This is a genomic window from Streptomyces sp. AHU1 (assembly GCF_045343905.1).
Lineage (GTDB): Bacteria > Actinomycetota > Actinomycetes > Streptomycetales > Streptomycetaceae > Streptomyces > Streptomyces triticiradicis.
Genome location: NZ_CP174283.1, coordinates 7,723,904 through 7,750,088 on the forward strand (window position 1 = coordinate 7,723,904; position 26,185 = coordinate 7,750,088).

24 protein-coding genes and 1 pseudogene are annotated in these 26,185 nt (G+C 70.3%); 9 read left to right on the forward strand and 16 right to left on the reverse strand.

The window, feature by feature from the left end; genetic code table 11:
- The first annotated feature begins 120 nt into the window (after positions 1–120).
- The 4 genes and pseudogenes from leuC (at position 121) to ACICHK_RS34085 (ending at position 3,807) form a co-directional block, all read left to right on the forward strand.
- Positions 121–1,545: a 3-isopropylmalate dehydratase large subunit gene (gene leuC, locus ACICHK_RS34070; protein WP_406839038.1), complete on the forward strand. Its 1,425-nt coding sequence runs from the start codon at positions 121–123 to the stop codon at positions 1,543–1,545.
- A 5-nt stretch (positions 1,546–1,550) separates the two neighbouring features.
- Positions 1,551–2,132: pseudogene (gene leuD, locus ACICHK_RS34075) on the forward strand (3-isopropylmalate dehydratase small subunit); the annotation flags it as partial.
- 21 nt (positions 2,133–2,153) lie between these two features.
- Positions 2,154–3,182 carry a 3-isopropylmalate dehydrogenase gene (locus ACICHK_RS34080; protein WP_406841390.1) on the forward strand — a complete coding sequence of 343 codons (1,029 nt, stop codon included), beginning with the start codon at positions 2,154–2,156 and terminating at the stop codon, positions 3,180–3,182.
- Between the two features lie 232 nt (positions 3,183–3,414).
- Positions 3,415–3,807 (forward strand): cupin domain-containing protein, encoded by a 393-nt coding sequence (locus tag ACICHK_RS34085; protein ID WP_406839910.1) that lies wholly within the window; start codon positions 3,415–3,417, stop codon positions 3,805–3,807.
- A gap of 77 nt (positions 3,808–3,884) precedes the next feature.
- On the opposite strand, the gene ACICHK_RS34090 is transcribed toward ACICHK_RS34085, so the two are convergent.
- The 11 genes from ACICHK_RS34090 to ACICHK_RS34140 all read right to left on the reverse strand — a co-directional run bounded on the left by ACICHK_RS34090 (position 3,885) and on the right by ACICHK_RS34140 (position 16,446).
- On the reverse strand, positions 3,885–4,622 hold the full coding sequence (locus ACICHK_RS34090; protein WP_406839911.1) for a thioesterase II family protein: 738 nt from the start codon (positions 4,620–4,622) through the stop codon (positions 3,885–3,887).
- A gap of 5 nt (positions 4,623–4,627) precedes the next feature.
- On the reverse strand, positions 4,628–5,908 hold the full coding sequence (locus ACICHK_RS34095) for an aminotransferase class I/II-fold pyridoxal phosphate-dependent enzyme (protein WP_406839912.1): 1,281 nt from the start codon (positions 5,906–5,908) through the stop codon (positions 4,628–4,630).
- A gap of 113 nt (positions 5,909–6,021) precedes the next feature.
- The gene (locus ACICHK_RS34100) at positions 6,022–6,249 is read right to left on the reverse strand and encodes a phosphopantetheine-binding protein (RefSeq protein ID WP_406839913.1); all 228 of its coding nucleotides are present in this window, start codon (positions 6,247–6,249) and stop codon (positions 6,022–6,024) included.
- A gap of 43 nt (positions 6,250–6,292) precedes the next feature.
- The gene (locus tag ACICHK_RS34105; RefSeq protein ID WP_406839914.1) at positions 6,293–7,243 is read right to left on the reverse strand and encodes a chlorinating enzyme; all 951 of its coding nucleotides are present in this window, start codon (positions 7,241–7,243) and stop codon (positions 6,293–6,295) included.
- A 53-nt stretch (positions 7,244–7,296) separates the two neighbouring features.
- Positions 7,297–8,856: an amino acid adenylation domain-containing protein gene (locus ACICHK_RS34110; protein ID WP_406839915.1), complete on the reverse strand. Its 1,560-nt coding sequence runs from the start codon at positions 8,854–8,856 to the stop codon at positions 7,297–7,299.
- Positions 8,857–8,916: 60 nt separating this feature from the next.
- Entirely contained in the window at positions 8,917–9,570 is a 654-nt protein-coding gene (locus ACICHK_RS34115; RefSeq protein ID WP_151469032.1) for a hypothetical protein, read from the reverse strand.
- 37 nt (positions 9,571–9,607) lie between these two features.
- Positions 9,608–11,293 carry a 2-isopropylmalate synthase gene (locus tag ACICHK_RS34120; protein WP_406839916.1) on the reverse strand — a complete coding sequence of 562 codons (1,686 nt, stop codon included), beginning with the start codon at positions 11,291–11,293 and terminating at the stop codon, positions 9,608–9,610.
- A 233-nt stretch (positions 11,294–11,526) separates the two neighbouring features.
- Positions 11,527–12,804, reverse strand: coding sequence for a cation:proton antiporter (locus tag ACICHK_RS34125; RefSeq protein WP_406839917.1), 1,278 nt, complete (start codon positions 12,802–12,804; stop codon positions 11,527–11,529).
- A gap of 69 nt (positions 12,805–12,873) precedes the next feature.
- Positions 12,874–14,700, reverse strand: a complete 1,827-nt coding sequence (locus tag ACICHK_RS34130) for a BTAD domain-containing putative transcriptional regulator (RefSeq protein ID WP_406839918.1) — start codon at positions 14,698–14,700, stop codon at positions 12,874–12,876.
- A 274-nt stretch (positions 14,701–14,974) separates the two neighbouring features.
- Positions 14,975–15,949, reverse strand: coding sequence for a DMT family transporter (locus ACICHK_RS34135; RefSeq protein WP_406841391.1), 975 nt, complete (start codon positions 15,947–15,949; stop codon positions 14,975–14,977).
- A 65-nt stretch (positions 15,950–16,014) separates the two neighbouring features.
- On the reverse strand, positions 16,015–16,446 hold the full coding sequence (locus ACICHK_RS34140) for a DUF2000 domain-containing protein (protein WP_151469028.1): 432 nt from the start codon (positions 16,444–16,446) through the stop codon (positions 16,015–16,017).
- Between the two features lie 49 nt (positions 16,447–16,495).
- Here ACICHK_RS34140 and ACICHK_RS34145 point away from each other — a divergent pair, with 49 nt between their 5' ends.
- Positions 16,496–17,317: an AraC family transcriptional regulator gene (locus tag ACICHK_RS34145; protein ID WP_151469027.1), complete on the forward strand. Its 822-nt coding sequence runs from the start codon at positions 16,496–16,498 to the stop codon at positions 17,315–17,317.
- A gap of 125 nt (positions 17,318–17,442) precedes the next feature.
- Here ACICHK_RS34145 and ACICHK_RS34150 read toward each other — a convergent pair whose 3' ends face one another.
- Both ACICHK_RS34150 and ACICHK_RS34155 read right to left on the reverse strand, forming a co-directional pair.
- Positions 17,443–18,381: a M56 family metallopeptidase gene (locus ACICHK_RS34150; protein WP_406839919.1), complete on the reverse strand. Its 939-nt coding sequence runs from the start codon at positions 18,379–18,381 to the stop codon at positions 17,443–17,445.
- 168 nt (positions 18,382–18,549) lie between these two features.
- Positions 18,550–19,098 (reverse strand): DUF5134 domain-containing protein, encoded by a 549-nt coding sequence (locus tag ACICHK_RS34155; protein WP_406839920.1) that lies wholly within the window; start codon positions 19,096–19,098, stop codon positions 18,550–18,552.
- A 233-nt stretch (positions 19,099–19,331) separates the two neighbouring features.
- On the opposite strand from ACICHK_RS34155, the gene ACICHK_RS34160 reads away from it, so the two are divergent.
- Positions 19,332–20,975 (forward strand): FUSC family protein, encoded by a 1,644-nt coding sequence (locus tag ACICHK_RS34160; protein ID WP_406839921.1) that lies wholly within the window; start codon positions 19,332–19,334, stop codon positions 20,973–20,975.
- A complete protein-coding gene (locus ACICHK_RS34165; protein WP_406839922.1) occupies positions 20,972–21,613 on the forward strand; it encodes a MarR family winged helix-turn-helix transcriptional regulator in 642 nt (213 codons plus the stop codon). The genes ACICHK_RS34160 and ACICHK_RS34165 overlap by 4 nt, the downstream gene beginning before the upstream one ends.
- Positions 21,614–21,624: 11 nt before the next feature.
- On the opposite strand, the gene ACICHK_RS34170 is transcribed toward ACICHK_RS34165, so the two are convergent.
- The gene (locus ACICHK_RS34170; RefSeq protein ID WP_151469022.1) at positions 21,625–22,389 is read right to left on the reverse strand and encodes a VOC family protein; all 765 of its coding nucleotides are present in this window, start codon (positions 22,387–22,389) and stop codon (positions 21,625–21,627) included.
- A gap of 98 nt (positions 22,390–22,487) precedes the next feature.
- Entirely contained in the window at positions 22,488–22,874 is a 387-nt protein-coding gene (locus tag ACICHK_RS34175; RefSeq protein ID WP_406839923.1) for a VOC family protein, read from the reverse strand.
- Between the two features lie 180 nt (positions 22,875–23,054).
- Here ACICHK_RS34175 and ACICHK_RS34180 point away from each other — a divergent pair, with 180 nt between their 5' ends.
- Positions 23,055–23,597 carry a GNAT family N-acetyltransferase gene (locus ACICHK_RS34180; RefSeq protein ID WP_151469020.1) on the forward strand — a complete coding sequence of 181 codons (543 nt, stop codon included), beginning with the start codon at positions 23,055–23,057 and terminating at the stop codon, positions 23,595–23,597.
- A gap of 101 nt (positions 23,598–23,698) precedes the next feature.
- Here the strand turns inward: ACICHK_RS34180 and ACICHK_RS34185 are convergent, their stop codons facing one another.
- A complete protein-coding gene (locus ACICHK_RS34185) occupies positions 23,699–24,382 on the reverse strand; it encodes a glycerophosphodiester phosphodiesterase (protein ID WP_406839924.1) in 684 nt (227 codons plus the stop codon).
- A gap of 380 nt (positions 24,383–24,762) precedes the next feature.
- Between ACICHK_RS34185 and ACICHK_RS34190 the strand changes: the two genes are divergently transcribed.
- Entirely contained in the window at positions 24,763–26,160 is a 1,398-nt protein-coding gene (locus tag ACICHK_RS34190) for a DUF6421 family protein (RefSeq protein WP_151469018.1), read from the forward strand.
- The last annotated feature ends 25 nt before the right edge of the window (positions 26,161–26,185 follow it).

Here is a 26,185-nt window from a genome sequence, read left to right on the forward strand (position 1 = left end):
CCGTGACCGCGGACAGGGTCTCGGCCGAGGCGCGCTGAGGACCGATCAAGGACGGTGCGGGGATTCCCGCACCTAGCGTCGCCGAGGTGACTGGACGAAACAACAGGCGGAGGGAAAGCGATGGGTAGGACACTCGCGGAGAAGGTCTGGGACGACCATGTCGTCCGGCGCGCCGAGGGCGAGCCCGACCTCCTCTTCATCGATCTGCACCTGCTGCACGAGGTGACCAGCCCGCAGGCCTTCGACGGTCTGCGTCAGGCGGGCCGGCGGGTGCGGCGCCTGGACCTCACCATCGCTACCGAGGATCACAACACCCCGACCCTCGACATCGACAAGCCCATCGCGGACCCGGTCTCGCGGGTGCAGCTGGAGACGCTGCGCAAGAACGCCGCGGAGTTCGGGGTGCGGCTGCACTCGCTGGGCGATGTGGAGCAGGGCGTGGTGCACGTGGTGGGGCCGCAGCTGGGGCTGACCCAGCCGGGCACCACGGTGGTCTGCGGTGACTCGCACACCTCCACGCACGGCGCGTTCGGCGCGCTGGCGTTCGGCATCGGCACCTCGCAGGTGGAGCACGTGCTGGCCACCCAGACGCTGCCGCTGGCCCGCCCGAAGACGATGGCGATCACCGTCGAGGGGGAGCTGCCGGCCGGTGTCACCGCCAAGGACCTGATCCTGGCGATCATCGCCCGGATCGGCACCGGCGGCGGCCAGGGCTACATCCTGGAATACCGCGGCCCGGCCATCGAGAAGCTCTCGATGGAGGCCCGGATGACCGTGTGCAACATGTCGATCGAGGCCGGCGCCCGCGCGGGCATGATCGCCCCGGACGAGACCACCTTCGACTACCTCAGGGGCCGCGCGCACGCTCCCGAGGGCGAGGACTGGGACGCGGCGGTCGCGTACTGGAAGACGCTCAGGTCCGACGACGACGCCGTCTTCGACGCCGAGGTCGTCATCGACGCCGCCGCCCTGTCGCCGTTCGTCACCTGGGGCACCAACCCCGGCCAGGGCGCGCCGCTTTCGGGACACGTCCCCGACCCGGCTTCGTACGAAGACGCTTCGGAGCGCCTGGCCGCCGAAAAGGCCCTGGAATACATGGGGTTGACCGCCGGACAGCCGCTGCGCGACATCAAGGTCGACACCGTCTTCGTAGGTTCGTGCACCAACGGCCGCATCGAGGACCTGCGGGCGGCCGCCGCGATCGTCCAGGGCCGCAAAGTCGCCGACGGCGTACGGATGCTGGTCGTCCCCGGCTCCGCACGCGTCGGACTGCAGGCCGTCTCCGAGGGCCTGGACGTGGTCTTCAAGGAGGCCGGCGCCGAATGGCGGCACGCGGGCTGCTCGATGTGCCTGGGCATGAACCCCGACCAGCTCGCCCCCGGCGAACGCTCCGCCTCCACCTCCAACCGCAACTTCGAGGGCCGGCAGGGCAAGGGCGGCCGCACCCACCTGGTCTCCCCCCAGGTCGCCGCCGCCTCGGCGATCCTGGGCCACCTGGCCTCCCCGGCCGACCTGTCCCACACCCCCGCGCCCGCTGGAGTCTGAAAGCCATGGAAGCATTCACCACCCACACCGGCCGGGCCGTCCCGCTGCGCCGCAGCAACGTCGACACCGACCAGATCATCCCCGCCCACTGGCTCAAGAAGGTGACCCGGGACGGCTTCGAGGACGGCCTCTTCGAGGCCTGGCGCAAGGATCCCTCCTTCGTCCTCAACCGGCCCGAGCGCGAGGGCGCCACGGTCCTGGTCGCCGGCCCCGACTTCGGCACCGGCTCCTCCCGCGAGCACGCCGTCTGGGCGCTGCAGAACTACGGCTTCAAGGCCGTCATCTCCTCCCGCTTCGCCGACATCTTCCGCGGCAACTCGCTCAAGAACGGCCTGCTCACGGTGGTCCTGGACCAGAAGACCGTGGACGCGCTCCAGGACCTGTCGGAGCGTGACCCGCAGGCCGAGATCACCGTCGACCTCCAGGCCCGCGAGGTACGCGCCCAGGGCGTCACCGCCGCCTTCGAACTCGACGAGAACGCCCGCTGGCGACTGCTGAACGGACTCGACGACATCTCCATCACCCTCCAGAACGAGAACGACATCGCCACCTACGAAAGCGCGCGCCCGGCCTTCAAGCCCCGTACGACCGCTCTCGGGCCCCGCGTCATCGATCTCGCGGTGATCCCCGGTGACGGCATCGGCCAGGAGGTCGTGGCCCAGGGACTCAAGGTCCTCACCGCGGTCCTGCCCCAGGACGTGAAGCTGGAGACCAAGGAGTACGACCTCGGCGCCCAGCGCTGGCACCGCACCGGTGAGACACTCCCGGATGCCGATCTGGAAGCACTCGGGCACCACGACGCGATCCTGCTCGGCGCCATCGGCGACCCGTCGGTCCCGTCCGGCGTCCTGGAGCGCGGCCTGCTGCTGAAGCTCCGCTTCGCCTTCGACCACTTCGTCAACCTGCGCCCCTCGAAGCTGTTCCCGAACACGGCCACCCCACTGGCCGGCCGTCCGGAGATCGACTTCGTCGTGGTCCGCGAGGGCACCGAGGGCCCGTACACCGGCAACGGTGGCAGCCTGCGCACCGGTACCCCCGCCGAGGTGGCCACCGAGGTCAGCGTCAACACCGCCTACGGCGTCGAGCGAGTCGTCCGCGACGCGTACGAGCGGGCGAACGCCCGCCCCCGCAAGAAGCTGACGCTGGTTCACAAGAACAACGTCCTCGTCCACGCCGGCCGCATCTGGAAGGACATCTTCGACACCGTCGGCGCGGAGTACCCCGAGGTCACCACCGACTACCTGCACGTCGACGCCGCGACGATCTTCTTCGTCACGCAGCCCGAGCGCTTCGACGTCATCGTCACGGACAACCTCTTCGGTGACATCCTCACCGACCTGGCCGCCGCCGTGACCGGCGGCATCGGCCTTGCCGCCTCCGGGAACATCAACCCGACCGGAGCCTTCCCGTCCATGTTCGAGCCCGTCCACGGCTCGGCCCCGGACATCGCGGGGACCGGCAAGGCCGACCCGACCGCGACGGTCCTCTCGGTCGCCCTCCTGCTGCGCCATCTGGGCTATGAGGCCCAGGCCGCCCGCATCGAGGAGGCGGTCCGCGCCGACCTGGTGGAGCGCGACGGGACCTTCCGGACCACCGATGCCATCGGCGACGCCCTCGCCGCCCGCGTGGCCGGCTGACCCTGCAGCCCGTACCACCGTCCTCGGACCGTCTCCCCGCCCACCACCGACCGCGTGTGCCGCCCCAGCGGGTTCCGTCCCGCCCGGGCGGCATCGCGTATTCCTGCCCGCCCGCCAGAGGGACCCGGGCCGGAGCCGGACGAAACCGGATCGACCGGGATCACGATTTTTTGTTTCATTCTATTTCCCTCGATGTCTTGATGAGTTCTCCGGAATCCGGCACCATGAATTCATGATGACCGAACCGGTAAATCTGCAGAAAACTCTTGATTCCTTCACCGAGCTGTGGAGCCCGCGCATCGTCGCTCAGTTCAATGATTATGACGTCCGGGTGGCGAAATTCCATGGCGAATATGTGTGGCATGCTCACCAGGACACCGACGAGCTGTTCCTCGTCGTGGCCGGCCGACTCGTCATCCACCTGCGGGAAAACGGGGTGGAGCGCTTCGTGACGCTTCAGGCGGGGGACACGTACGTGGTGCCGCGCGGCATGGAGCACAAGCCGGTGTCCGACGTGGAATCCCATATCCTCATGGTCGAGCCCACGGGGACGCTGACGGTCGGGGACACCCACGAGGAAATCCCCGACCACGTCGATGCGACCACCGGGCATCATATCGGCTGACCCCGGACAGGTATTTCATGACGAAGGCGCCGAGCCCCGGGGAATTCCCCGGGGCTCGGCGCCCGTTCGTGTCGGATCTACCGGGCCTGCGCCATTTCCGCGCACACGGCCCCGAGCACCTCGTCCTCGCACTCCCGAAGGTAGTGATGCCCGCCCGGGAACGTCCGGACCCGGGCGCCGGCCGTCGTGGCCTCCGCCCAGGACGACAGCTCCGCCACCGGACACGTGTCGTCCGCCCTGCCGCCGAAAGCCGTCAGGGGCGCCCGCAGCGGGGTCAGCCGCTTCGGCAGGTAGCGGTCCAGCAGGGCCAGGTCCGCCCGGAGCGGCGGAAGGATCAGGGGCAGCAGCGACGGGTGGTCGTACACCGCGGCGTCCGGCCCGCCCAGTCGGCGCATCGCCGCGACCAGCTCCTCGTCGCTCAGCCGGTGCCGGTGCTCCCCGTCGATCCGGTGCGGAGCGGGCCGCGCGGAGACGAAGACGTGGTCCATCACGAAGCCGTCCGAGCGCTCCAGCCGGCCGGCCACCTCGTAGGACAGGCCGGTGCCCATGCTGTGCCCGAAGAGTGTCATGGGGAGATCCAGCAGCGGGCGCAGCGCCTGTGCCAGCTGGTCGGCCATCTCGGCCATGTCTCCGATCGGCTCTTCGGCCAGCCGGTCCTGCCGGCCCGGATACTGCACGGCGACGAGCTCCACTCCGGCAGGCAGCCGTCCGGCCCAGCCGGCGAAGGAGCCCGCGGTCCCGCCCGCGTGCGGCAGACAGACCAGACGGCTGACGACAGGCCCTTCCACCGGGTGGTGGCGCAACCACTTGTCCATGGATCTCACTCCCCGGCGCGCGCGTTCACGCGCAGCTCTTCGAGTGCCTCGCCGAGCCGGTCGATGCCCTCGGCGACGGCCCATTCGTCGCAACTGAGGCTCAGCCGGACGCAGCGCTTGCCGTGTGTGCGCAGGAACGGGGTGTCCAGCGGCTCGACGAAGAAGTGGCGGCCGGGGACGACGAACATCCGCTTGCGCTTGAGGAGCTGGTACAGCTCCAGGTCGTCGAACCAGTCGTGGTCGATGGACAGCCAGCAGAACATCCCGCCGTCGCTGGAGTGCAGCCGCCAGTCCATGGAGTCCGGCAGCGCCCCGGTGAGCAACTCCTCGGCCATCGCCCGTTTGGCTTTGTAGTAGGGCTTGATGTGCTGCGTGGTGAGCGTGTCGATCTCCCGGGTCCGCAAGGAGCGTTCGACGGCGGCCTGCAGCAGCTGCGGTGCGTGCAGCGCCGAGTTGGCGATGAAGGACACCATCGGGTCGACCAGTTCCGCGGGGCCGATGGCGAAGGCGATCCGCTCACCGGGCAGGCCTGCCTTCGACAGGGTGAAGAGGTTGATCACGTGCGAGTGGAGGACCGGGGCGAGCCGGGTCTGGACGACTCCGGGGAACGGCTCCCCGTACGCGTGGTCGAGGACCAGTGGTACGTCGCGCCGCTCGGCCGTCTCGATCAGGGCCTTGAGCTCGCCGGCCTCGATGCTGCTGCCGGTCGGGTTCGCGGGGTTGGAGAGCAGCATCATGCCCATGCGGCTCTGCCGGGCCAGGGCCTCGGTGTCCACGGCGTAGTGGAAGGAGTGGCGGCCCTCCGGGACGATCAGCGGCTCCAGGCCGACGATGCCTCCCGGGTCCAGTCCCAGTCCCTGGTAGCCGGTGTAGTCGGGCAGACGCGGCAGCACCAACGGCTGGACCACCCCGTCGGTGTCCGGGCCCGTGAAGAGGGTGGTCGCGATGAACGACAGCATCTGGCTGCCGGGCCCCACGACCACGTTCTCGGGGCCGATCGACCACCCGTAGGTCAGGTTGAAGTAGTCGACCACGGCCTCGACGAGCTCGCTGGTGCCGCGCGAGGGGCCGTAGCGGGTGCTGGACTCGACGAACCGCTCGTCCAGGGCTTCCCGGGTGAGCCGGTGCCAGGCCGCGACGACCTCGGGGATGTGTGAGGGATTGCCCGGGCTGAGGTTGAGCCACTCGCCGGAGCCGGCGCCGTTACCGACCGCGGCGATGTCCTCCATGATGCTGCGGATGCCCGACAGACGGGACATCTGGCGGCCCCGACTCGATAGTTGCACTGAGGGCTCTCCTGTGGAAGTGAGGGTTGGGAAGGGGACGGCGGAACGCCGGGGACAGGGCCTGTGGCCCTGTCCCCGGCGGCACCGGGGGATCAGGTGGTCGGGGGCCGGAGTCAGGCGGCCGAGAGCGCCGACTCGATGTGCTCCGAGATCTCCGCGACCGTGGACTTGCGGAAGAGCTGGTCCATCGGAACCTCGACGCCGAGCTCGGAGAGGATCTCGCGCTGGATCCGGGTCATGATGAGCGAGTGCCCACCGAGGCTGAAGAAGTCGTCCGTGTCGGCGAACTCCGCCAGATTGAGCTCACGGCTCCAGATGGCGTGGATCTTCGATGTGATCACGTTCTGTGTTCCTTGTCTGGTGAAGGAGAAGCGGGGGAGGAGATCAGCTGGTCCAGCCGAACGGGGTGCCGTGGTTGCTCTCGGTGCGGATCCGGTTGTGCTCGTACCGGTTCTCGCCGGCCACGAGGACGCTGCCGTACTCGGACAGGTCGAACGTGGCACCGTGGGCGCTGAAGGAGTCCTGGTCCGGGTACACGCGCACGTGCGTGGGCACGTAGCGGCTGGCGATCGCGAAGCGGGTTTCGCGCTCGGTGGTGTTCGGGGTCGAACCGTGCACGCAGGACGCGGTGAAGATGACGGCCTCGCCCGGCTTCATCTCCAGCTCCACCACGTCCTCGGGACGCGGCTCCCAGTTCGGGTCGATCTTGAAGTCGGCGAAGTCGTAGCCGAAGAAGCCGGTGCTGGAGTGGGCGACGTCGTAGTCGGTGCCGCGGCCGGCCTGGGTGGCCTTGTGCTCGTCGAAGATCCAGTCACGCTGCGAGCCGCGGACGAACTTCATGCACGCGGTGTCCTTGGTGGCGGGCGTGAACGTGGTCCACACGGTGATGTCGATGAACGCGTTCCACTCCGACTCGGTCGGCAGGAGCTGCGGCTTGCCGTTGGCGTAGCTGTAGTCGCGCACCTGGTGCCATTCGGTGGCCTTGGCGCCGGGGAACTTCGGGAACCACTCGGTGCGCCAGTTCAGCACGTCCGGACCCAGGATCGCGGTCAGGTACTTGACGATCGTCGGGTGGGCGATGTGCCTGGTCAGCTCGGGGATGTCGAAGTGCCGGTCGTAGTTGACGCTGTTCTTGTAGAGCGCCTGCGAGGCGTCCTGGTTGTTGATGCGGATCTCGCGGATCAGCGCCTCGGCCTCCTCCGGCTCGTACAGCTTGATCGGGCCGGTGAAGCCGTCCAGGCTGAACTGCTCGATGTCCGCCTTGATGTCATCGGGGATGACAGCGTTGCTGGAGATCTGGGCGGCCGGAGTAGGGCGCTGCTGGTCGACGGACATGTAGGGCGTTCCTTTGCTCGATGGGTTCGGATGAGGAGGTGTTCGTCCGGGGGTCAGGCGGCGGCCAGGGCGGCCAGGGCCCGGCGGTCGGTCTTTCCGTTCGGATTGAGGGGAAAGGCGTCGAGGACCTTGAACTCCTGCGGGACCATGTTCAGAGGCAGGGTGTCCAACAGGTCGCGGTACAGGGCCCGGGCGTCGATCGCCCCGGCGGCGGGCAGGACGAAGCCGACCAGGCGGAGTTCGCCCGAGGCGTCCGGGAGCGCCACGACCACGGCGTCGTCGACGAGCGGGTGGGAGCGGACGCCGTGTTCGACGTCCCCGAGGTCCATCCGCATGCCGCGGATCTTGACCTGGGCGTCGACCCGGCCGACCACCACCAGCTCCCCGTCCGGGGTGAGGTAGCCGCGGTCGCCGGTCCGGTAGATCCGTACCGGACCGCCGGCGTCGGCCAGTTCCGTGAACCGGCGGCTGTCGGCGGGGGAGGCGTTGAGGTAGCCGGCGCTGACGCTGAGGCCCGAGATGCAGATCTCGCCGGTCTCGCCGTCCGGCACCTCGTTCAGTTCGTCGTCGAGCAGGCGGATCTCCGTGTTGTACACGGGCTTGCCCACCGGCGTCGCCGCGCCGCGGTAGCGGGCGTGGTCCGCGAGCACGTGGGAGGTCGCCACGTCCGTGCACTCGGCCACCCCGTACTGGTGCAGCAGTACGCAGGAGTTGCCGTCCTGAGCGGCCCATTCCTCGATACGGGCGACCGTGAGCGGCTCCCCGCCGATGAAGACATGACCGACCCGTGTCAGCGCGTCGGTCCCGAGTGCCTGCTCGTGGTCGATCAGCACGTACAGGGTGCTGGGCGCGCAGTGCAGCTGCCGGACGCCGTGGGTCTCGATCAGCCGGTACGCCATGCCCGGGTCGAACATCCGGCTGGGCAGCAGGTGAAGGGCGGCCCCGCAGAACAGCGGCGCCATCAGGCCGCGCTGGCTGATGTCGAAGCCGAAGGAGCTGACCGTGAGCCCGCTGGCCGATCCGTCCAGCGCGTACTCGACGCGCAGCCATTCCAGGAGGTTGTACCAGCCCTCGTGGCGCACCGCGGTGGCCTTGGGCGTGCCCGTCGACCCGGAGGTGAACACGACGTAGCACAGGTCGTCGTTGGACAGGTCGACGACCGGATCGGTGGCGGGCAGGCTCTCCAGATGTCCGGCGAGATCGTCCAGCAGGAGCAGCTCGCCCGGTGCCCCGGCGATCAGGGCACGGGTCTCGGCCGAGGCCACGTTGAGCTTGATCTCGTCCAGCTGGGAGATCATCAGCCGCAGCCGCTCGGCAGGATAGGTGGGGTCCAGGGGCACGTACGCGGCGCCGGCCTTCAGCGTGCCGAGGATCGCGACCAGCAGGTCGGGCGTCCGGTCCAGACACACGCCGATCACGGAGCCGCGGCCCGCACCGGCGGCGATGAGGTGGTGGGCGAACCGGTTGGCCCGCGCGTTCAGCTCCGCGAAGCTCAGCTGCTCGTCACCACAGGTCAGGGCCGTACGGTCGGGGTGCTGCCGGGCGTGGGCCTCGAAGACCCGGTGTACGAGCAGGTCTTCCGGCAGCGCGTGGTGTCTGCCTATGAGGGACATGCGATCCGTTCCTCTCCAGGGCTCGGGATGCGTGGTGGTTCGGGCTCGTGCGGCGGCCGGTCAGGCGACGGCGGTGTCGGCCTCGCCGATCAGGACGCTCTTGTCGTACTCGAGCAGGTAGCGGTAGAAGGGGTGGCTGGCCCGGAAGCTGCGGGCGACGAGCCGGCTGACGTTCAGCCGGTACGTCCGTGGTGCCCCGACCGGTCCCGAGCCCTCCACCGCCGTGAAGCCGAGCTCGGCCAGCCGCTTCGGGGACCGTCCGTCGGCGAGTTCCACCACGACATCGCTGACGTCATGGAACACCGCCCACTGCAGACAGCCCTTGAGCAGACCGCCGAGCGCGCCGAACGGCAGTTCCGGCAGTGGCGCGACCGCGAACTCAGGGCGTATCACCGGCCGTCGGCACTGCACCAGCCGACCGCTGTGCCTGAGCACACCCCGTAGGGCGGGCCACTCGGACAGGGGCAGCCCCAGTGGCGAATAGGCGACCAGCTCCGCGCCGGCGACCAACTCCCCCTCGACCATCACCAGCATGTGGGTGGTGTGGGGGGCGAAGGCGTCCTGCTCCTGTCCGGCCCTGGGCAGACCGAACCGGTCATGGTCCTCCAGTCCCCGCAGGTTCTCGACGCCCATCAGATCCAGGTCGCTGTGCCCCGTGTACACGAAGCAGTCACGACCGTGGTCCTTCTCGCTCTCGACGAAGGCGAAATCCATGGCTCGGCTCACAGAAGTCCGTGGCAGACGGGGAACATCAGGCATGCGCGCGGTTGACGGCGGAGGTGACGGCGCCCAGACGGGCACTCTCCGCGTCGCCCGTGATCGCGGCGCCGTAACGGGGTTCGCCGTCCAGGACGATCCGCGCATAGGCGGCGTACCGGGTGCCGAGGCTGTCCTGCAGGACGTGCCCGGACACCTCGGTGACCTCGACGGAGAGGCCGCCGTCCCCGAGGGCGTCGGCGTAAGCGGCCGACACGTCGGGACCCGCCCCGGTCAGCCGCTGCTCCCGGCCGTCCCCGTCGACGACCAGGGCCTCGACGGCCACGGTGTCCTTCCCCTCGGTCAGCCGGAACTCCTTCAGCAGCAACGCCGGTCGCTCGAATTCGAGGTACATCTGCGCGAAGATGGCCCGCAGTTCCCGGGACGTGAGTTCCACCCCGTCACCATCGGCCACCTGCTGCACGCGCCGGGCCAGCTCCACCCGCATTCCGCGGGGCAGGTCCAGCCCGTAGGCGCTTTTGAGCACGTGGGCCACGCCGCCCTTGCCCGACTGGCTGTTGACGCGGACCACCGACTCGTACGTACGGCCGACGTCCTTCGGATCGATGGGCAGGTACGGGACGTCCCAGGGCACCTCGGTGGTGGAGGTGCCCGCCTCGGCGGCCTGCCGTTCGACCGCTGCCAGACCCTTGGCTATGGCGTCCTGGTGGGTGCCCGAGAAAGCGGTGTACACCAGGTCGCCGCCGTACGGATGGCGCGGGGGCACCGACAGCTGGTTGGCGAACTCCACCGTGCTGCGAATCTCGTCGATGTCGGAGAAGTCCAGCTGCGGGTCGACGCCCTGGCTGAACAGGTTGAGCGCCAGCGTGGCCAGGCAGACGTTGCCGGTGCGCTCACCGTTGCCGAAGAGCGTCCCCTCGATCCGGTCGGCGCCGGCCATGACGGCCAGTTCGGCGGAGGCCACCGCGGTGCCCCGGTCGTTGTGCGGGTGCACCGAGAGGATCACCGCGTCACGGCGCCCCAGGTTGCGGTGCATCCACTCGACCTGGTCGGCGAAGACGTTCGGCGAGTCGGTCTCCACGGTCGTCGGCAGGTTCAGCGTCACCGGACGGTCCGGGCTCGCGTCCCACAGCGTGGTGACCGCGTTCGACACCTGGAGCACGAATTCGGGTTCCGTCACGTTGAACGTCTCCGGAGAGTATTCGAAACGCAGCTCCGTGCCCTTGACCGCGTCCGCCCGGCGGGCAATGTGCTCCGCCGAGCGGAGTGCCATCTGCTGCACCTCGTCCGCGCTCATTCCGAACACGACCTCACGCCACAGACAGGCGGTCGCGTTGCACAGGTGGACCATGGCCCGGTCCGCGCCCTCGATGGCCTCGAAGGTGCGATCGATCAATTCCGGCTTGGCCGGCGTGAACACGGATATCGTGACGTCGTCGGGAATCCGGTCCTGCTCGATCAACGTTCGCAGGAACGAGAAATCCGCGTCACTGGCCGACGGGTATCCGACCTCGATGTCCTTGAACCCCATGCGCACCAGCAGTTCGAACATCCGGCTCTTGCGCTCGATGTCCATCGGGCTGCTGAGTGCCTGGTTCCCGTCGCGGAGGTCGACTGAAGCCCAGATCGGTGCCCTGACCAGTGACTTCGTCGGCCACGTACGGTCGGTCAGCTCGTGGAGGAGCCGACCTCCCGACCGCTGGTACCGCTGGAAGGGCATGGCTGATCCGCGCTGCGCGTTCCACCGCGACTGGTCGGCGCGGCGTGGACCCACAGGGGTCCTGAGCCGTGACATGGCGAGGGGGGACGGTGGCGCCTCGGTCATTTCATGCCTCCCTTGAATTACTTCGGCCCGGCGCATCCGGTGATGAGTCCGGATGTCTCGGCCGGTGATGTCCATAAACCTAGGACGGGCCGTCCTCGATGCGTCCCCGGCCCGTCCTCAACTCGGCCTCAGCCCGTCTGCAAGGTATTTTCCGAAAGAGTGGACGACCGGGCGACGGAAGGGTTATCCGGCAGGTGAACAGAAGGGTTCGCGGGCAGGACCCTGAAGATTTTCAGGAGTGGTCCCGTCATGGCGGTCGTCACGACGGCCATCACGACCATCATCGAATAGAAGTCCTGGTTGATGAGGCCCATCTCCAGGGCGACGGCCACGATGACGATCTCCGTCAGACCCCGGGTGTTCATCAGCACGGCGGCAGGCAGAGCCTCGGAACGGGGCATTCCCGCGAGCCGGGCGCCGCCGTAGGCGCCGCCCGCCTTGGAGAGCACCGCCACACCGATCACGGCGGTGAGGGCGAGCAGGGTGGTGACGTCGAAGGCGGACAGGTCGACCTTGGTGCCGGCCACCACGAAGTACAGAGGGAGCAGCACGTGTCCGGCCTGCTCCATGTGCCGCATGATCTGCGACCGCGTCTCGCCCGTGGTGTTGCGCGGCATCGCCGCACCGAACGCGAACGCGCCGAAGATGAAGTGGATCCCGAGCCATTCCGTGGCGCCGCAGGACAGCATCAGCCCCACGATCAGGAGGGGCACGAGCCGTTCGACGGTCGGACCGTCGCGCCGGGTCCGTTCGACGAGCCCTGCCAGAAGCGGCCGCACCACGAGGAACATCACAAGCAAGTACACCGGCAGCAGGGCCAGTTGCCACTGGCCGGCCGCCCCCGCGTAGGCCGCGACGCCCGCCAGGCATATCCAGGCGACCAGGTCGCCGACGGCTGCGGCCGCCAGGGTGAGGGCGCCGACGGGGTGTCCGCTCAGGCCTCGGTCCGAGAGGATCCGGGCCAGCACCGGGAAGGCGGTGACCGACATGGCCACGCCGACGAAGAGGACGAATGCCGTGTGGCTGCCGGGGGCGTAGGTGTGAGCCAGCGGGACCGCCAGTGCCATGCCCGCGGCCAGGGGGACGACGACGGACCCGGTGGCCACGCCCAGCGTGGCCTTCCTTCGGTGGCGCAGAAACGTTCCGTCAACTTCGTAGCCGATAAGGAACATGAAAGTGGCCAGGCCGACGTTGGCCAAGGCCCCCAGCAGGGGTTTCACCGTGGTGGGCAGCACGGTGTCCGCGCCGGCCCGGGTGAGGATCATCGGGCTCGCCAGCACCCCGGCACAGATCTCGCCGACCACGGCGGGCTGGCCCACCCGGCGGGCGAGCGCCCCGAGGATCCGGGCGGTGCCCAGGGCGAGGGCGAGGGAGAGGAAGAAGTCCGCAACAGCGTTTCCGGTCATGGGAGAGGGCTCCGAGAGGACGCAGGAGAAGAGGAGGCGGTGAAAAGCGGAACGGGCGGAACGGCGCGATCAGGCGGCCAGTTGCCGAGTGAGCACGCGGCGGGGGTCGGCGGTCTGCGTCTCCGCGGTCTGCGTCTCCGCGGTCTCGTCCGGGCCGGGCAGCTGCGCGCAGTAGGTCTTGAGGAGAGGGTGCATCCGGTACTGACCGGGCTCCGGCTGCATCAGGAGGTGCTCGTCGACCAGCCCCTCCAGGAGCTGCTCGGCGGCGAAAGCCGGCACGCCCGCCAGCACCGAGGTGGACCCGACGTCCGTACGGTCCCCCTCGGCGGCGCCCAGAAGCCGCAGCAGTCGTCGCTGACCGGCGTTCAGATGCCGGTACGACGCGTCGAAACAGGCGATCAGCCCGCCGTGCTCGGTCTGCAGTTCGGCGAGCCGCAGTGCCGGATCCGAGAGCCGCTCCGCCAGGTGCCTCACCGGCCACGACGGCCGTCGCCGCAGTCGTGCCGCGGCCGCCGAGACGGCCAGCGGGAGATCGCCGCAGTGCTCCAGGATGCCGCTGACGGCATCGGGCTGCGGAATGGGGTGCCGGTCGCCGAGCAGTCGGCAGAACAGCGCGTACCCCTCCTCCCGGGGCATGCGGTCCAAGGACAGCACCCGGGTCGGGGACAACATGGTCATGGTCAGCCGACGCCGGCTGGTCACCAACGTCAGGCAGTCGTCCCCGGCGGGCAGCAGCGGTCCGATCTGCTCCGCGTCGGCGGCGTTGTCCAGCACGACCAGCACCCGCCGCCCCGAGGTACGGGTGCGCCACAGCTGGGCCAGCGCCTCGAACGACACGGGAAGCTCCGGCTCCGGCAGCCCGGAGAGCAGCAGCAGCCGGCGCAGCGCGGCCCGATGGCCGAGCGGCGCCCGCTCGCCGCTGTGGCCCCGCAGGTCCACGAAGAGGCGGCCGTCGGGGAACCGGTCCGCGAGCTGGCGGGCCACGTGCACCACGAGGGCCGTCTTGCCCACCCCGCCCATGCCGTCGACGGACAGCACGCGCTGTGGTCCGGGGCGCGCCCCGTCAGCGAGGAGCGTCTTGATCTCGGCGGTCCTGCCGACGAAATGCCCGACCTCGGACGGCAAGCTGTCCGGAGTGGCCGGCGCCGGGGCGGAGGCGGTGAGTCGTACCGAAGCGGGCGGGCTGCTCGGAGCCGGGGCCGGAGCCGAGCGTGCGGGCGCCGCCGCGTCGGCGTCCTCGCGCAGCATCAGTTGGTGGATCTCGAGCAACTCGGGGCCCGGGCTCAGGCCGAGCAGCTCGGCCAGCCTGCGTCTCGCCTGCTCGTACACGGCGAAGGCGCGGGCCCGGGCACCGGAGCGGTACAGGGCGAAGATGTACTGGGCGACCATGCGCTCGCGCAGCGGGTACTCCGCCACCCAGGCGGCGAGTTCGCTGACCAGGTTCTTGTGCCGGTCCTGGGCGAGTTCGAGGTCGATGCATTCCTCGGCGACCGACAGCCGGACCTCGTTCACCCCGGCGACCTGGGCCTGCAGCACCGGACTGTCGATTCCGGAGAGCATCGGGCCGGTCCATAAGGACAGCGCCGAGCGGAACTCCGTGATGGCCTCCGTCGGCCGCTGCCGGCCCAGCAGCGTGCGCGCTCGTCCCAGATGTCCGTGGAACTCACGGAGATCGAAGTCGGCCTCGCCGATGTCGATTTCGTAGCCGTCGGCGACGGGAGTGATGACGGCTCCGCTGGAAACCAGGATGCCGCGCAGGTCGGACACGGCATTGCGGATCTGCTTGCCCGCCGTGCTCGGAGGAGCGGTCCCCCAGACGGCATCGACGAGACGTCCGATGGAGGTGCGCCGACTCTCCGCGGTGAGCAGCGCGCCGAGAACGATCTGATGTTTCATTCCTCGCAGCGGTACCGAGCGTCCGCCCACTTTGAGCTCAAGTGGTCCCAGTACCCGAAACTCGACTTCAGACATGAAGTTGAGGACCCCGATCTTGCATTTCCGCATGGATGAGCATGATGACCGTGTATGCGACGTTGCTTACACGTGGGGGTGAAAACGAGCGCCCGCCCGGGGCGGGGGTGGGGCCCTGGGCAGGCGCGAGGCGTGGACACCGCCGCCCCCCGAAGGCGGTGTGGAAATCACTGAGTCCGATTGCCGAAGGTGATCCGGATCAGCCCCTGTTGAGGGATTCCAGATCGCCGGACTCCGTGGTGTTGCCGGGCTCGGCCGACTTGTCGGGCTGCACGGGTTCGTGCCGGTGCCCCTGCCGGAAGTGGCCTTGCGTCACGGCCAGCAGCGCGCCGGCCAGCATGACGGCCGCGCCGATGAGCTGCAGCCCGCCGAACGACTCCCCGAGGAAGATCACGGCGCAGGTCACGCCGAACACGGGAACGGTGAACATGACGACGGTCGCGGTCGACGGGCTGACGACCCGCAGACCCCGGAAGTAGAACAGATAGGCCACAGCGGTGGGGCCTACGGCGAGGTAGACGATGTTCGCCCATGTCACGGAGGACAGCGCGCCCCAGTCCACGTCCGGCACGGACGGAACGGCGAGGAAGGCCAGGGCCAGCGCCCCGGCCAACGTGCCGTACGTGGTGGCCCGCAGCGGGTCCATGCCGACCAGGACCTTCTTCGAGGCGATGCTGTACACCGCCCAGGAGAACGCGCCGAGCAGATAGACCAGGTCCCCGGTCAGCCGGGAGCCGCCCCCGTCGAGACCCCCGTTTCCTGCACCGACGAAGAACACCACGGCGCCGGCCACGCCGAGGGCGAGACCGCCGATCCGTGCGGCCGACGCCTTTTCCCTGCCGAGGGCCAGAAGGACGGCCGTGGTGATGACCGGGCTCAGTACCGGAACGATAATGCTGCCGTCCGCCGAAGGGGCCAGGGAAAGGCCCCAGAAGAAGAACAGGTTGTATGCGAATACGCCGATCAGGCCCACCCCCGCAGCGCGCAAGATCTGCTGTCGAGTAAGTGCTGAGCCGCGAGATTTTCGCCCGATGACGGCAAGCAGGAGCAGAAGAATAACTGCACCGCCGCCGAATCGGAGGCCGGCCGCGACCTGATGGGGTATATGGCCGACGACTGCCTTGGAGCTGGCGAAAGCACTTCCGAAGAGCGCCATGGTCGTCAGCAGGTACATGTACGCGTTGGCGGATTCGCTCCGCCGTTGCGATTCTTTTTCCACGTCGCGCCCCTAACGAGACGTCACGGGTGCATCGAGGCGCCCTTGACGATTTTGTCCACGGCGTTGCGCGGTCCGTACACCGCCATGCCGACGAGGTCCAGCTGATCGCGGTGGACGGCCCGCACCGCGGCCCTGTTGTCCCGGTCGTTGTTGGTGGCGAAGAGGTCGCTGGTGAACACCGACAGGTGCACGCCGCGGCTGACGGCGCGCTGGTGGGACGTGGTCAGGGCCTCCTTGCCGGCTTCGAAGACCAGGACCGGCTGCCGGAACATGGGCAGGTACGGGGTCTCGTCGGCATCCGAGTACGGCTCGCCGATCACTTCCGGCACGTTTCGGCCGATGCCGCTGACCAGAAACGCGGTCATGTTGAGGCGCTGCCACACCTGGAGATCGTCACGCAAGATCACGGCGATCTTTGTCTCAAAACGCACGGGTTCGTTCACGGATTCCATGTGTGAATCAAACCCCGGCGGCGCTGGTCGCGTCTTGTACGATCTTTGCATGCTTGATCATCCGCAGATTCGTGCATGGCGCCCTGCTCTGTCGGGGGTCGAAGAGGTTTTCCACGCTCGTATCACCGACCACGTCTATCCCCTGCATACGCATGACTCCTGGACCCTGCTGATCGTCGACGACGGCATGGTCAGATACGACCTGGACCGTCATGAGCACGGTGCGCTGGAACAGATGGTCACACTGCTCCCCCCGCACGTCCCACATAATGGACGCGCGGTCACCCCGGCGGGTTTTCGAAAGAGGGTTGTCTATCTGGATTCCTCACAGCTGGAGGACAGCCTGATCGGCTTAGCCGTCGACAGTCCCGTCCTCGAGGACCTCGTGCTGCGCCAACGCATCCACCAGCTCCACCAGTCGCTGGAACACGCCGGTGAGGAACTCGAGGCCGAGAGCAGGCTCGCGCTGGTGTCCGAGCGCCTGCGCGACCATCTGCAGGGCCGCGTGGAAGACCGCACCGCCGTGCGCAACGCCCCCATCGCCCACCAGCTGCGTGACCTCCTCGACGCGAATTTCGTCGAGGGCATCAGCCTCCAGGACGCCTCCGAGGCCCTCCACGCCCACCCCGCACACCTTGTCCGGGTGTTCAGCCGCGAATTCGGCATGGGGCCCCATCAGTACCTCACGAGCCGCCGCGTCGACCTGGCCCGCAAACTCCTCCTCGCCGGGATGTCCCCGCGCCTGGTCGCGGCCTCCGCCGGGTTCTACGACCAGTCCCACTTCAACCGCCACTTCAAGCGCACCCTCGGCACCACCCCCGGCCGCTACGCCCGCAGCGGCCCACCCGACCTGGTCGCGCCCTTCTGCTGACATCCGCTCGCGGCCTGCCGTCACCCACGGCCCGCGGCGGACCGAAGCGGCCGCCATCCGTCGGCCAAGTCCGTGAACCGGTGGGGAAAGCGACTCGCGCGGCGCCCGGCGAACCCGCGGTCGGATCAGCGGCCCAGCGCCCGCAGCCCCGGTACGAACGCCACGACGACCGGTACGACCGGCACCAGCGCCGCCGCCGCCGTCAGGCGCAGTCTGCGGGCCGCCGGGAGCCGGTCCCGGGGGGTGAGGAGGCGGTCGACGCGCTGGGGGACGTGCGCGTCCGGGGCCGGGCCGGGGCCGAACACGCCCCGGTCCTCGTTGAGTTCGACCAGGGCGAGAGCGATCGTGAGCCGGCCGAAGCGGCGTGACGCCACGTCGTCGGCGGCGAGTTCGACCAGCCGGTGCATCTCGTCGCGGAACGCGGCGAACACGGGCACCTGCGGAAACCCGTTGGCCAGCGCCGCCGAACAGTGCAGCAGCCAGTCGTGCCGGGCCCGTGCGTGCCCCTGCTCATGGGCGAGCACGGCATCCAGCTGTCGTCCCTTCAGGCGGCGCAACGCGGCCGTGGTGACGACCAGTTGGGGAGTGGTGCCGGACAGCAGCCAGGCGTCGGGGCGCTCCCCCTCCAGGACGACGAGACGGTCGTCCCCGGGTTCCTCGCCCGGCAACAGCGGTGCGCGCACCAGCAGTTCGGACCGGCTCTGGCGACGGCGCAGCCGTGCCCGCACGATCTCGCGCGCCAGCATCGCCGCCGTCCAGGCGCCGCCGCACGCGAGCGCCACGGCCGTGGCGGCCGCCCAGGGGGCGCCCGCCCCCGGCGCGTAGGCGTCGACGACCGGGGCCGGTGCGCCGCCGAAGACGTGGCCGCGCACGGCCACCCAGGCGGCGGACGCGCTCAGCGTCATCGACAGGACGCAGCACAGCAGGACGGCCGCCACCACGCATTGCCACACCCACAGGGCGACCACGGGTTCCCGGTCCGGCCAGTCGACCCGGGCGAGCAGTCGCGGAGCGGCCACGGAGGCAAGGGCGCCGAGCAGCAACAGTGCCGCGGGGACCATCATGGCCGAAGCCTATGGAGCGGGGCCCGCCGCTGGATACGGTCGGCGACTCCAAGTGACGTACGCCACGGCTTCGTGCCGCGCCCGGACTCCCGTCGGACGCCGCCGACTTCGGAGCGCGACCGGGCGCGGAGCGCGGCCGCGCCCCCGGAGGCCGGAGCGTGAACGACGTCAGAGCGTGACCAGCATCGCCAGCATCGCGATCCCCATCGACAGGCGGCAGGCCTGGGAGAGTTCGGGACGGTCGCCCCAGCCGACGGCGCGTACCGCGGGGCCCGGCGCGACGGCCAGGGGCAGGAGGCGGGCGCCCGAGCGGAGCACGTAGCCGGTGAAGTACAGCAGGAGCGCCCCGGTGAGGACGGGGACGCCGGTGCCGCCGTGGACGTGGTGGGCCGGCGCGGCGGTCATCACCGCCGCCATGTAGGCCATCGCGACGGTGCCCATCAGATGGTGCAGGTGGTGCCGGCGGCCGCGGGCCGTCCACAGCGCGCGCAGCGCGGCGGCGCCGAAGACGGCCGCGCAGGCGAACCAGGCCCAGCGCGGCGGAGTCAGCACGGCCGCCGGTACGGCCATCGCGGCCATGCCGAACCCCATGAGCGCCTCGCCGCCCGCCGTGCGGCGCTGTTCCTCGACCGGGCTGCGCATCCGCAGCAGGCAGTAGGCCCCGGTCGCCGCGCACAGCGCGACGAGCAGCCAGCCGGGTGAAGCCGGTCCGTGCACCGCGTACCTCCCCGCTCGACGACGCCGGACACACGACGCGGGACACGCGATGCCGGGCAACTGGTGCCGGGCGGCGGTGCCGGACATCGGACAGTCGGTCAGGGCATGCCCCGGGCGGCCGGTGCGCATACGAGCGCAGGGGTGTACACGGGGGAGCGTGCGGGGGTGCACCGCAGGTGGGGGCCGTCCGGAAGAATTAATTTACAGGTAAAACACCTGTTAAGGTCATTGCCATGAGCAGTGCGACCTCTTCCGGCCCCTCGCGCGCACGGCGGCTTCCGCTGGCCGCCGCGCTGCGCCTCGGGGGACCCTCCGACATCTGGTTCAAGCCCGCCCTGAGCGTCGTCGCCGCGGTCGCCCCGCCGAACCTGACACTGCTGGCGCTCGGCCGGCTGGACCTGGCGATGTACACCATGGCCGGATCGCTCTGCGCGCTCTACGCCCACAACCGCCCGTACGCCGCACGGGCCCGGGCCCTCGCCTGGGTGGTGGCCGGGATGCTCGGCGGACTCGGCGCCGCCCTCGTCACCGCCTCGCTCACCACGAACGCCGTCGTCCTGGTCACCGTCGGCGCGCTGCTGGCCGCCGCGCAGAAGGTCCTGTGCGACGCCACGCGCATCGGCCCGCCGGGGCACGTCGTCCTCGCCTTCATCTCCTCGGCGTCCCTGTTCGTGCCGCAGAGCCCCGGCCAGGTGCCGGGCCACCTCGCGCTGGGCGCGGCGGCGGGGGCCTGGGCCTGGATCGTCGGCATGGCCCCCGCGCTCGTGCGCCCGCACGGCCCGGAGCGGCGCGCCACCGCGCACGCGCTGAACGCCGCCGCGGCATCCGTCGGCGCTCCGGACGACGCCCGGGCCCGCGCCGCCGCGGCCGCCGCCGTGCACGCGGCCTGGCAGTCGCTGCTGTCCGCGGGGGCCCGTTCCGAGCCCCGGCGCGCTCTCGAGCGGCTCGTCGTACGGGCCGAGGTCGCGCTCGCCGCACCCGCCGGCACCGACCCCGGACGGCTGCGCGGCTGGGCCCGCGAACTGTCCGGCACCGGACCCGTCCCGCGCCCCGACGGCCTCGGGGACGCCGCGGACGAACTCCTCGGCGTCGAGGCCGCGCTCGCCTTCGGGGAACCGTCCCTGCTCACCCGCCTGGGTCCGCTCACCCCCGTAGCCCTGCGCACCGCGCTCGGCTGCGCCCTCGCCGGATACGTCTCGCTCGCGCTCGGCGTCGGCCGCCCCTCCTGGGCCCTGGTCACCGCCGCCTCCCTCTACCAGGCCAACGTCACCCTGACCTGGAGCCGGGGTGTCCAGCGCGTGACCGGCAACCTCCTCGGCGTGGTGGCCTTCGCCGTCCTCGCCCCGCTCGCCCACACCGGACAGGCCGCCCTCGTCCTGTGCTGCCTCGCCCTGAACTTCGGCGCCGAGGCGCTGATCGGCCGCAACTACTGGCTCGGCAGCGTCTGCGTGACCCCCATGGCCCTGCTGATCACCGAGTTCGCGCACGCCCAGCGGCCCGGGGAGCTGATGACCGACCGGATCCTGGACACCCTCGTGGGAGCGCTCGTCGGCTTCCTCGCGGCCGTCGCCGTGACCGACCGGCGGGCGGGTGACCGTGTCGAAGAAGCGCTCCTCGCGGTGGGGCGGGCCCAGGAGCACGCGGCCGCTCTGCTCGCCGCGGAGCGGCCCGCGTCCGGCGCCCTGGAGTCGGCCCGCCGCGGACTGTCCGCCGCCGTCGTGCACCTGCGCTCCGTGGCGGACGCCGCGTCCGGCGAATGGTGGCGGCGCGCCCTGCCGGAGGAGCGGGTGATGCGGGCCGAGCAGGCCGGACACCGTACGCTCGCGGCGACGGTACGACGCCAGGGACTGCACTGCCGGGAGGGCGCACAGGCATGACGACAGCGGACGGGCGGAGAGCGGCGGACGGCGGCCCGGCGCGGGGCGGTGACCCCTCGCCGGACCGGACGGCACCCGCCGGAAAGGCGCCCGCCGGCACCGGGCCCGCCGGGAGGGCGCCCGGCGGCCCGGCGGCGGCCGACACGGTGGCGGCCGTCGTGCGCCAGTGGGGGACCGTGCGGCCCGACCTCGACACCGGGCCCATGGAGGTCATCGGGCGGGTCAACCGCTGTGCCGCGCTCCTCCAGCAGGCCGAGGACGCGCCGCTGCGCCGGGCCGGGCTCACCCGCCCCGAGTTCGACGTGCTCGGCACACTGCGCCGCACCGGGCACGAGCTGACCCCGAGCGAGATCGCCCGTGAGACGTTCTCCTCGGGTGCCGCCGTCACCAAGCGGCTCAAGCAGCTGACCGAACGCGGCCTGGTCGAACGGCGCGGCGACACCCGGGACCGCCGCGTCGCCCACGTCAGGCTGACCGACGCGGGACGGGACCTGGTCGACGGCGTCCTGCCCGACCAGCTCGCCTACGAGACCGGGGTCCTGTCCGGCATCGACCAGGACCGGCAGCGTGAACTGGCCGGACTCCTGGGCGAGTTGCTCGGGCAGCTGGAGGGCCGACTGAGGCTGCCGCGCGCCTGACGCCGGCCGGATCAGTCCTTCTCGCCCTCCGCGTAGATGCCGAAGGCCGCGCCCTGCCGGTCCCGGGCGACGGCCAGGCGCCGGCCGCCCGGCTGCGAGACGGGCTCCATGAGCAGATGGCCGTCCGCCATGAGGGCCGCGTTCGCCGTGGCGTCCACGTCCTCGACGGCGAAGTAGGGCAGCCAGTGCGAGGGGACCTCGTGCGCGAAGTTCTCGTCCATCGTGACCATGCCGCCGAAGTCGGCCCCGTCGACGCCCCACTGCGGGTAATGCGGAGAGGGGGTCACGGTCCAACCGAACACCGTCGTGTAGAACTCGGTCACCCGGTCCGGGGCCCGGGTCAGGAGTTCCGCCCAGCCGAGCGTCCCCGGTGCGTTGAACAGCCCCGCACCGGGGAAGGAGCGCGCCTGCCACAGCTGGAAGGCGGCGCCGCCCGGGTCGAAGACGACCGCGAAACGTCCCATGTCGAGCACGTCCGTCGGCGCGAGGGCGATGACGCCACCCGCTTCCTGCACGGCCGCCGCGGTCGCGTCCACGTCGGCGACGGCGAACGAGACGTTCCAGGCGACGGGCTGGGACTCCTGGTAGACCGGGGCGATCCCCGCGACGGCCGCGTCCCCGAGGTGCTCGACGGTGTACCCGCCCGCCTCCGGACGCGGGTCCGTCTCCGGGCGCCAGCCGAACAGATCGGCGTAGAAGCCCTTGGCGCCCTCCAGGTCGTCGGTACCGAGCTCGGTCCAGCAGGGTCCGCCGGTCACCGGCCTGTCGAGCTTCATGACGTTCCTTCCGCAGCGAACCCCCTCAGCACGCTAAGCCCGCCGGGAAGCACCGGCCATCCGGCGCCGGCTCCGGACCCCGCGTCCGGCCGGGGCCCTCAGGGCCGGTGGCGCAGCGGATGGTCGGCCGGAACCTCGACGATCACGATCTCGGTCCCGTCCGGGTCCGCGATCCACATCTCGATCAGCCCCCACGGCTCCCGCACCGGCTCGCGCACCACCTCGACACCGGCGGCCACCAGCTCCTCGCGGGTCACCGCCACGTCCGCGACCTGGAGCCACAGCTTCAGCGCCGGGGAGGGCGGGGTCGCGGACCGTCCGGAGACCTCCAGGAAACCGCCGCCGAGGAAGTACACGGTCCCGCGCTCGGGCCCCGTACCGAACTCGCGGTAGACGGCCAGGCCGAGCTGTTCACCGTAGAAGAAGCGCGAGCGCTCGGGATCGGCCGGGCGCAGAAGGGTCCGACTGCTCAGTACGTGCACCATGCGCCCGGAGCCTAGGCCCCGTACGCCCGGTTCCGGTGGTGACACGGGTGCGGTGCGCACATCGCCGTGTCGTGTCGGCGGGGTCCCGTCGGCGTCCCCCGCCGCGACGGGCGGGCAGGTCTCGGGGGAGCGTTACGCTCGGGCGTGCCCAGCCGCGCCACTGATCGGAGAACCGCTCCCATGGAAACCGCCGCCGCCACCGGACTGACCTTCCGCGACGCCGTCGACAGCGATGTGGAGGCCCTGGTCGCGCTGATCGAGTCGGCGTACCGAGGGGACTCCAGCCGGGCCGGCTGGACCACGGAGGCGGACATCCTCGAAGGGCAGCGGACCGACGCCGAGGGGGTCCGCGCGGTCGTCGCGGCGCCCGACAGCCGGCTCCTGACCGTGGAGCGCGACGGCGCGCTCGTCGCCTGCTGCCAGCTGGAGCACCGCGGCGACCACGCCTACTTCGGCATGTTCGCGGTCAGCCCCGCGCTCCAGGGCGGCGGCCTCGGCAAGACGATCATCGCCGAGGCGGAGCGGACCGTCCGCGAGGCGTGGGGCGCCACGGAGATGCACATGACGGTGATCTCCGTGCGGGAGGACCTCATCGCCTGGTACGAGCGGCGCGGTTACCGCCGTACGGGACGGATGACGCCCTTCCCGTACGGCGACGAGCGCTTCGGCATCCCGCAGCGCGACGACCTGTGCTTCGAGCTGCTGGTCAAGCCGCTCGTCTAGACGGTCGGGCGGTCCCGCACGGGACCGCGGCCGGGCCGCCCGGCGCGTCCTCGCCGAGCGGCCCCCGGGCGTCGCCCGGTGCCGCGGTCCGCCCGGTCCGGCTACGCCGTGAAGCGGCCCGTGCGCTTGATCTCGGGGTAGTCGGTCGTGGCGCCGTCCAGTTCCAGAGCGCGCACCAGCCGGAGCTGGTCCTGGGTGTTCACCACCCAGCCGATGATCTTCAGATCGGCCTTGCGTGCCTCCTCGACGACCTCCAGGCTCAGCCTGCGGATGTTGAGGCACACGGTTGCGGCGCCGGCCTCGACGGCGCGCTCCACCACGTCGGTGCCGTAGCGGCTGGCGATCAGCGCGGTGCGGACCCCCGGCACCAGCCGGGCGGTCTCGGCGATCGCCTCGTCGTGGAACGACGACACCTCGACCCGCCCGACGAGATCCTCGCGGTGCATCACCTCGGCCAGTGCCCTGGCCGCCGCGACGTCCTTGATCTCGGCCTGCAACGGTGTCCTGACCGCCTCCAGGACCTCCTCGAAGACGGGGACGCGTTCGCCGCGCCCGGCGTCCAGCGCGCGCAGTTCCGCGAGCGTCTTGTCGGCGATCGGCCCTGTGCCGTCGGTCGTACGGTCCACTTCGGCGTCGTGCATGACGACGAGGGCGCCGTCCTTGCTCAGGTGCAGATCGAGTTCGATGAGGTCGAGGCCCGCGTTCTGGGCGGCGATGAAGGAACGGAGGGTGTTCTCGGGCTCGACACCCATCACTCCGCGATGACCGATGGTGAGGAAGTTCAAGATTCGACTCGCTTCCGTCGACGGCGGCTCGGCTCACGCGTGGTTCCGAGGGGGCGGCCACGCGGCAGGCCGCAGCCTAATGGCCTGGTTGTTCTGTGTACCCGTTCCGACACCGTGCAATGGGAGTGTCGGGTTCACACGGCGCGGCGGAGGTGTGGACCCCGGGCACTTCCTCACGGCGGCCCGTCGGTCGTCGGCCCACCGAGACCCCCGCCGTTCGGGAGGGTGTGGCGTATGTCATCGCATGGACGGTGTCAGACAGGAAAAAGAGCGGTGAAGACGGGGGTTGAGCAGGATAATCTCCCGGGTTTCCTCTTGCGTAACGGAACCTCGCATACATACGGTGTCCATACGCGAGGTTTTCCTGTGGAGGATGGGACATGACGGAAGTTCTTGTGCAGGTGGGTTCGGAGGAGCGGGTTCCTCCCGTGGCCAGGGTGGTGGAACACCCGGCATGGCCCGTCCTCAAGGCTGCCGTGGAGCAGATCCGCCCCTGGCAGTCGAAGGACGGCTCCATCGACTTCGAGGCGGACGGCGCCCCCGCCGTCGCCGACGCCGAAGCCGTCGTGCGCCGGGCGGCCGAGGCGATAGACGAGCTCTCCCCGCTGCTGCCCCACGACGTCGCGTACCACGAGGCGCTCGTGAAGGACCTGCGCCGCTGGGCCGACGGCGGATTCGAGGTCCCCGACTTCCTCGACTCGCTGCTGGCCTTCCACCCCGCCGCGAAGCGCGAGGACGGCCTCCAGCACCTGGTCGTCTTCCCGATGTACACGCAGAACGGCAACCCGGACCGCAACCTCGAGGCGGTCGTGCTGCGCATGGTGTGGCCCGAGTGGCTGGCCGAGCTGGAGGCGACCCGCTACGACAACCCGCTGTTCTGCGGCATCACCTTCGAGGACTTCACCGCCGGGTACGACACGAACTCCGCCGTCCTCTTCCCCGAGACGATCGCGGTGCGCGAGGCCCCCGAGCGCTTCACCTGGGGCGGCATCTTCTGCGACCGCGAGGCCGCCCGCTTCCGCGCCGTCACCGACGCGGCCGTCGACATCCTGGGCCTCGAACTGCCCGAGGACATCGCCGCCATGGTCCACGACCAGGAGCGCTGCGAGAAGGCCTTCGTGCTCTGGGACATGGTCCACGACCGCACCCACAGCCACGGCGACCTGCCGTTCGACCCCTTCATGATCAAGCAGCGCCAGCCGTTCTGGATGTACGGCCTGGAGGAGCTGCGCTGCGACCTCACCGCCTTCAAGGAGGCCGTGAAGCTGGAGTCCGAGGGCAACGAGCACGGCCGTGACGTGCAGTACGCCGTCCTGTTCGACCGGATGTTCCGCTTCCCCGTCTCCGGCGACCGCAACCGCAACTACGACGGTCTCGGCGGCCAGCTGCTCTTCGCCTACCTGCACAAGCACGACGTCGTCCGCTGGACCGACAACAAGCTGCACATCGACTGGCAGCGCGCCCCGCAGGTCACCAACCAGCTGTGCTCCGAGATCGAGGAGCTCTACCGGGCCGGCATCGACCGCCCCAAGCTCGTCCACTGGTTCAAGGCCTACGAGCTGGTCTCCACCTACCTCGCCCCGCACCCGGGCTCCCGCTGGGCCAAGGGTCCGGACGCGCTCGACCTGTCGCAGCCGCCGCGCAAGCTCGTGGACGACGTGCTTCCGGACGAGTTTCCCCTGAGCATGTTCTATGAGGCGCTCTCCAAGAAACTGAAGAACGTGATCGCCTCCACCAAGGGCATCACCGCGGCCGGCTCCGAGCGGGTCGCCGCGTGACCGACCGCGGTAGCGAGAACATTGC

Bases quoted from the DNA above. Each gene is read 5' to 3' on its own strand.
- leuC (WP_406839038.1), top strand. From the start codon at position 121: ATGGGTAGGACACTCGCGGAGAAGGTCTGGGACGACCATGTCGTCCGG.
- ACICHK_RS34085 (WP_406839910.1), top strand. From the start codon at position 3,415: ATGATGACCGAACCGGTAAATCTGCAGAAAACTCTTGATTCCTTCACC.
- ACICHK_RS34090 (WP_406839911.1), bottom strand. From the start codon at position 4,622: ATGGACAAGTGGTTGCGCCACCACCCGGTGGAAGGGCCTGTCGTCAGC.
- ACICHK_RS34105 (WP_406839914.1), bottom strand. From the start codon at position 7,243: ATGTCCGTCGACCAGCAGCGCCCTACTCCGGCCGCCCAGATCTCCAGC.
- ACICHK_RS34110 (WP_406839915.1), bottom strand. From the start codon at position 8,856: ATGTCCCTCATAGGCAGACACCACGCGCTGCCGGAAGACCTGCTCGTA.
- ACICHK_RS34115 (WP_151469032.1), bottom strand. From the start codon at position 9,570: ATGGATTTCGCCTTCGTCGAGAGCGAGAAGGACCACGGTCGTGACTGC.
- ACICHK_RS34120 (WP_406839916.1), bottom strand. From the start codon at position 11,293: ATGCCCTTCCAGCGGTACCAGCGGTCGGGAGGTCGGCTCCTCCACGAG.
- ACICHK_RS34125 (WP_406839917.1), bottom strand. From the start codon at position 12,804: ATGACCGGAAACGCTGTTGCGGACTTCTTCCTCTCCCTCGCCCTCGCC.
- ACICHK_RS34130 (WP_406839918.1), bottom strand. From the start codon at position 14,700: ATGAAACATCAGATCGTTCTCGGCGCGCTGCTCACCGCGGAGAGTCGG.
- ACICHK_RS34135 (WP_406841391.1), bottom strand. From the start codon at position 15,949: ATGTACCTGCTGACGACCATGGCGCTCTTCGGAAGTGCTTTCGCCAGC.
- ACICHK_RS34140 (WP_151469028.1), bottom strand. From the start codon at position 16,446: ATGGAATCCGTGAACGAACCCGTGCGTTTTGAGACAAAGATCGCCGTG.
- ACICHK_RS34145 (WP_151469027.1), top strand. From the start codon at position 16,496: ATGCTTGATCATCCGCAGATTCGTGCATGGCGCCCTGCTCTGTCGGGG.
- ACICHK_RS34150 (WP_406839919.1), bottom strand. From the start codon at position 18,381: ATGATGGTCCCCGCGGCACTGTTGCTGCTCGGCGCCCTTGCCTCCGTG.
- ACICHK_RS34160 (WP_406839921.1), top strand. From the start codon at position 19,332: ATGAGCAGTGCGACCTCTTCCGGCCCCTCGCGCGCACGGCGGCTTCCG.
- ACICHK_RS34165 (WP_406839922.1), top strand. From the start codon at position 20,972: ATGACGACAGCGGACGGGCGGAGAGCGGCGGACGGCGGCCCGGCGCGG.
- ACICHK_RS34170 (WP_151469022.1), bottom strand. From the start codon at position 22,389: ATGAAGCTCGACAGGCCGGTGACCGGCGGACCCTGCTGGACCGAGCTC.
- ACICHK_RS34175 (WP_406839923.1), bottom strand. From the start codon at position 22,874: ATGGTGCACGTACTGAGCAGTCGGACCCTTCTGCGCCCGGCCGATCCC.
- ACICHK_RS34180 (WP_151469020.1), top strand. From the start codon at position 23,055: ATGGAAACCGCCGCCGCCACCGGACTGACCTTCCGCGACGCCGTCGAC.
- ACICHK_RS34190 (WP_151469018.1), top strand. From the start codon at position 24,763: ATGACGGAAGTTCTTGTGCAGGTGGGTTCGGAGGAGCGGGTTCCTCCC.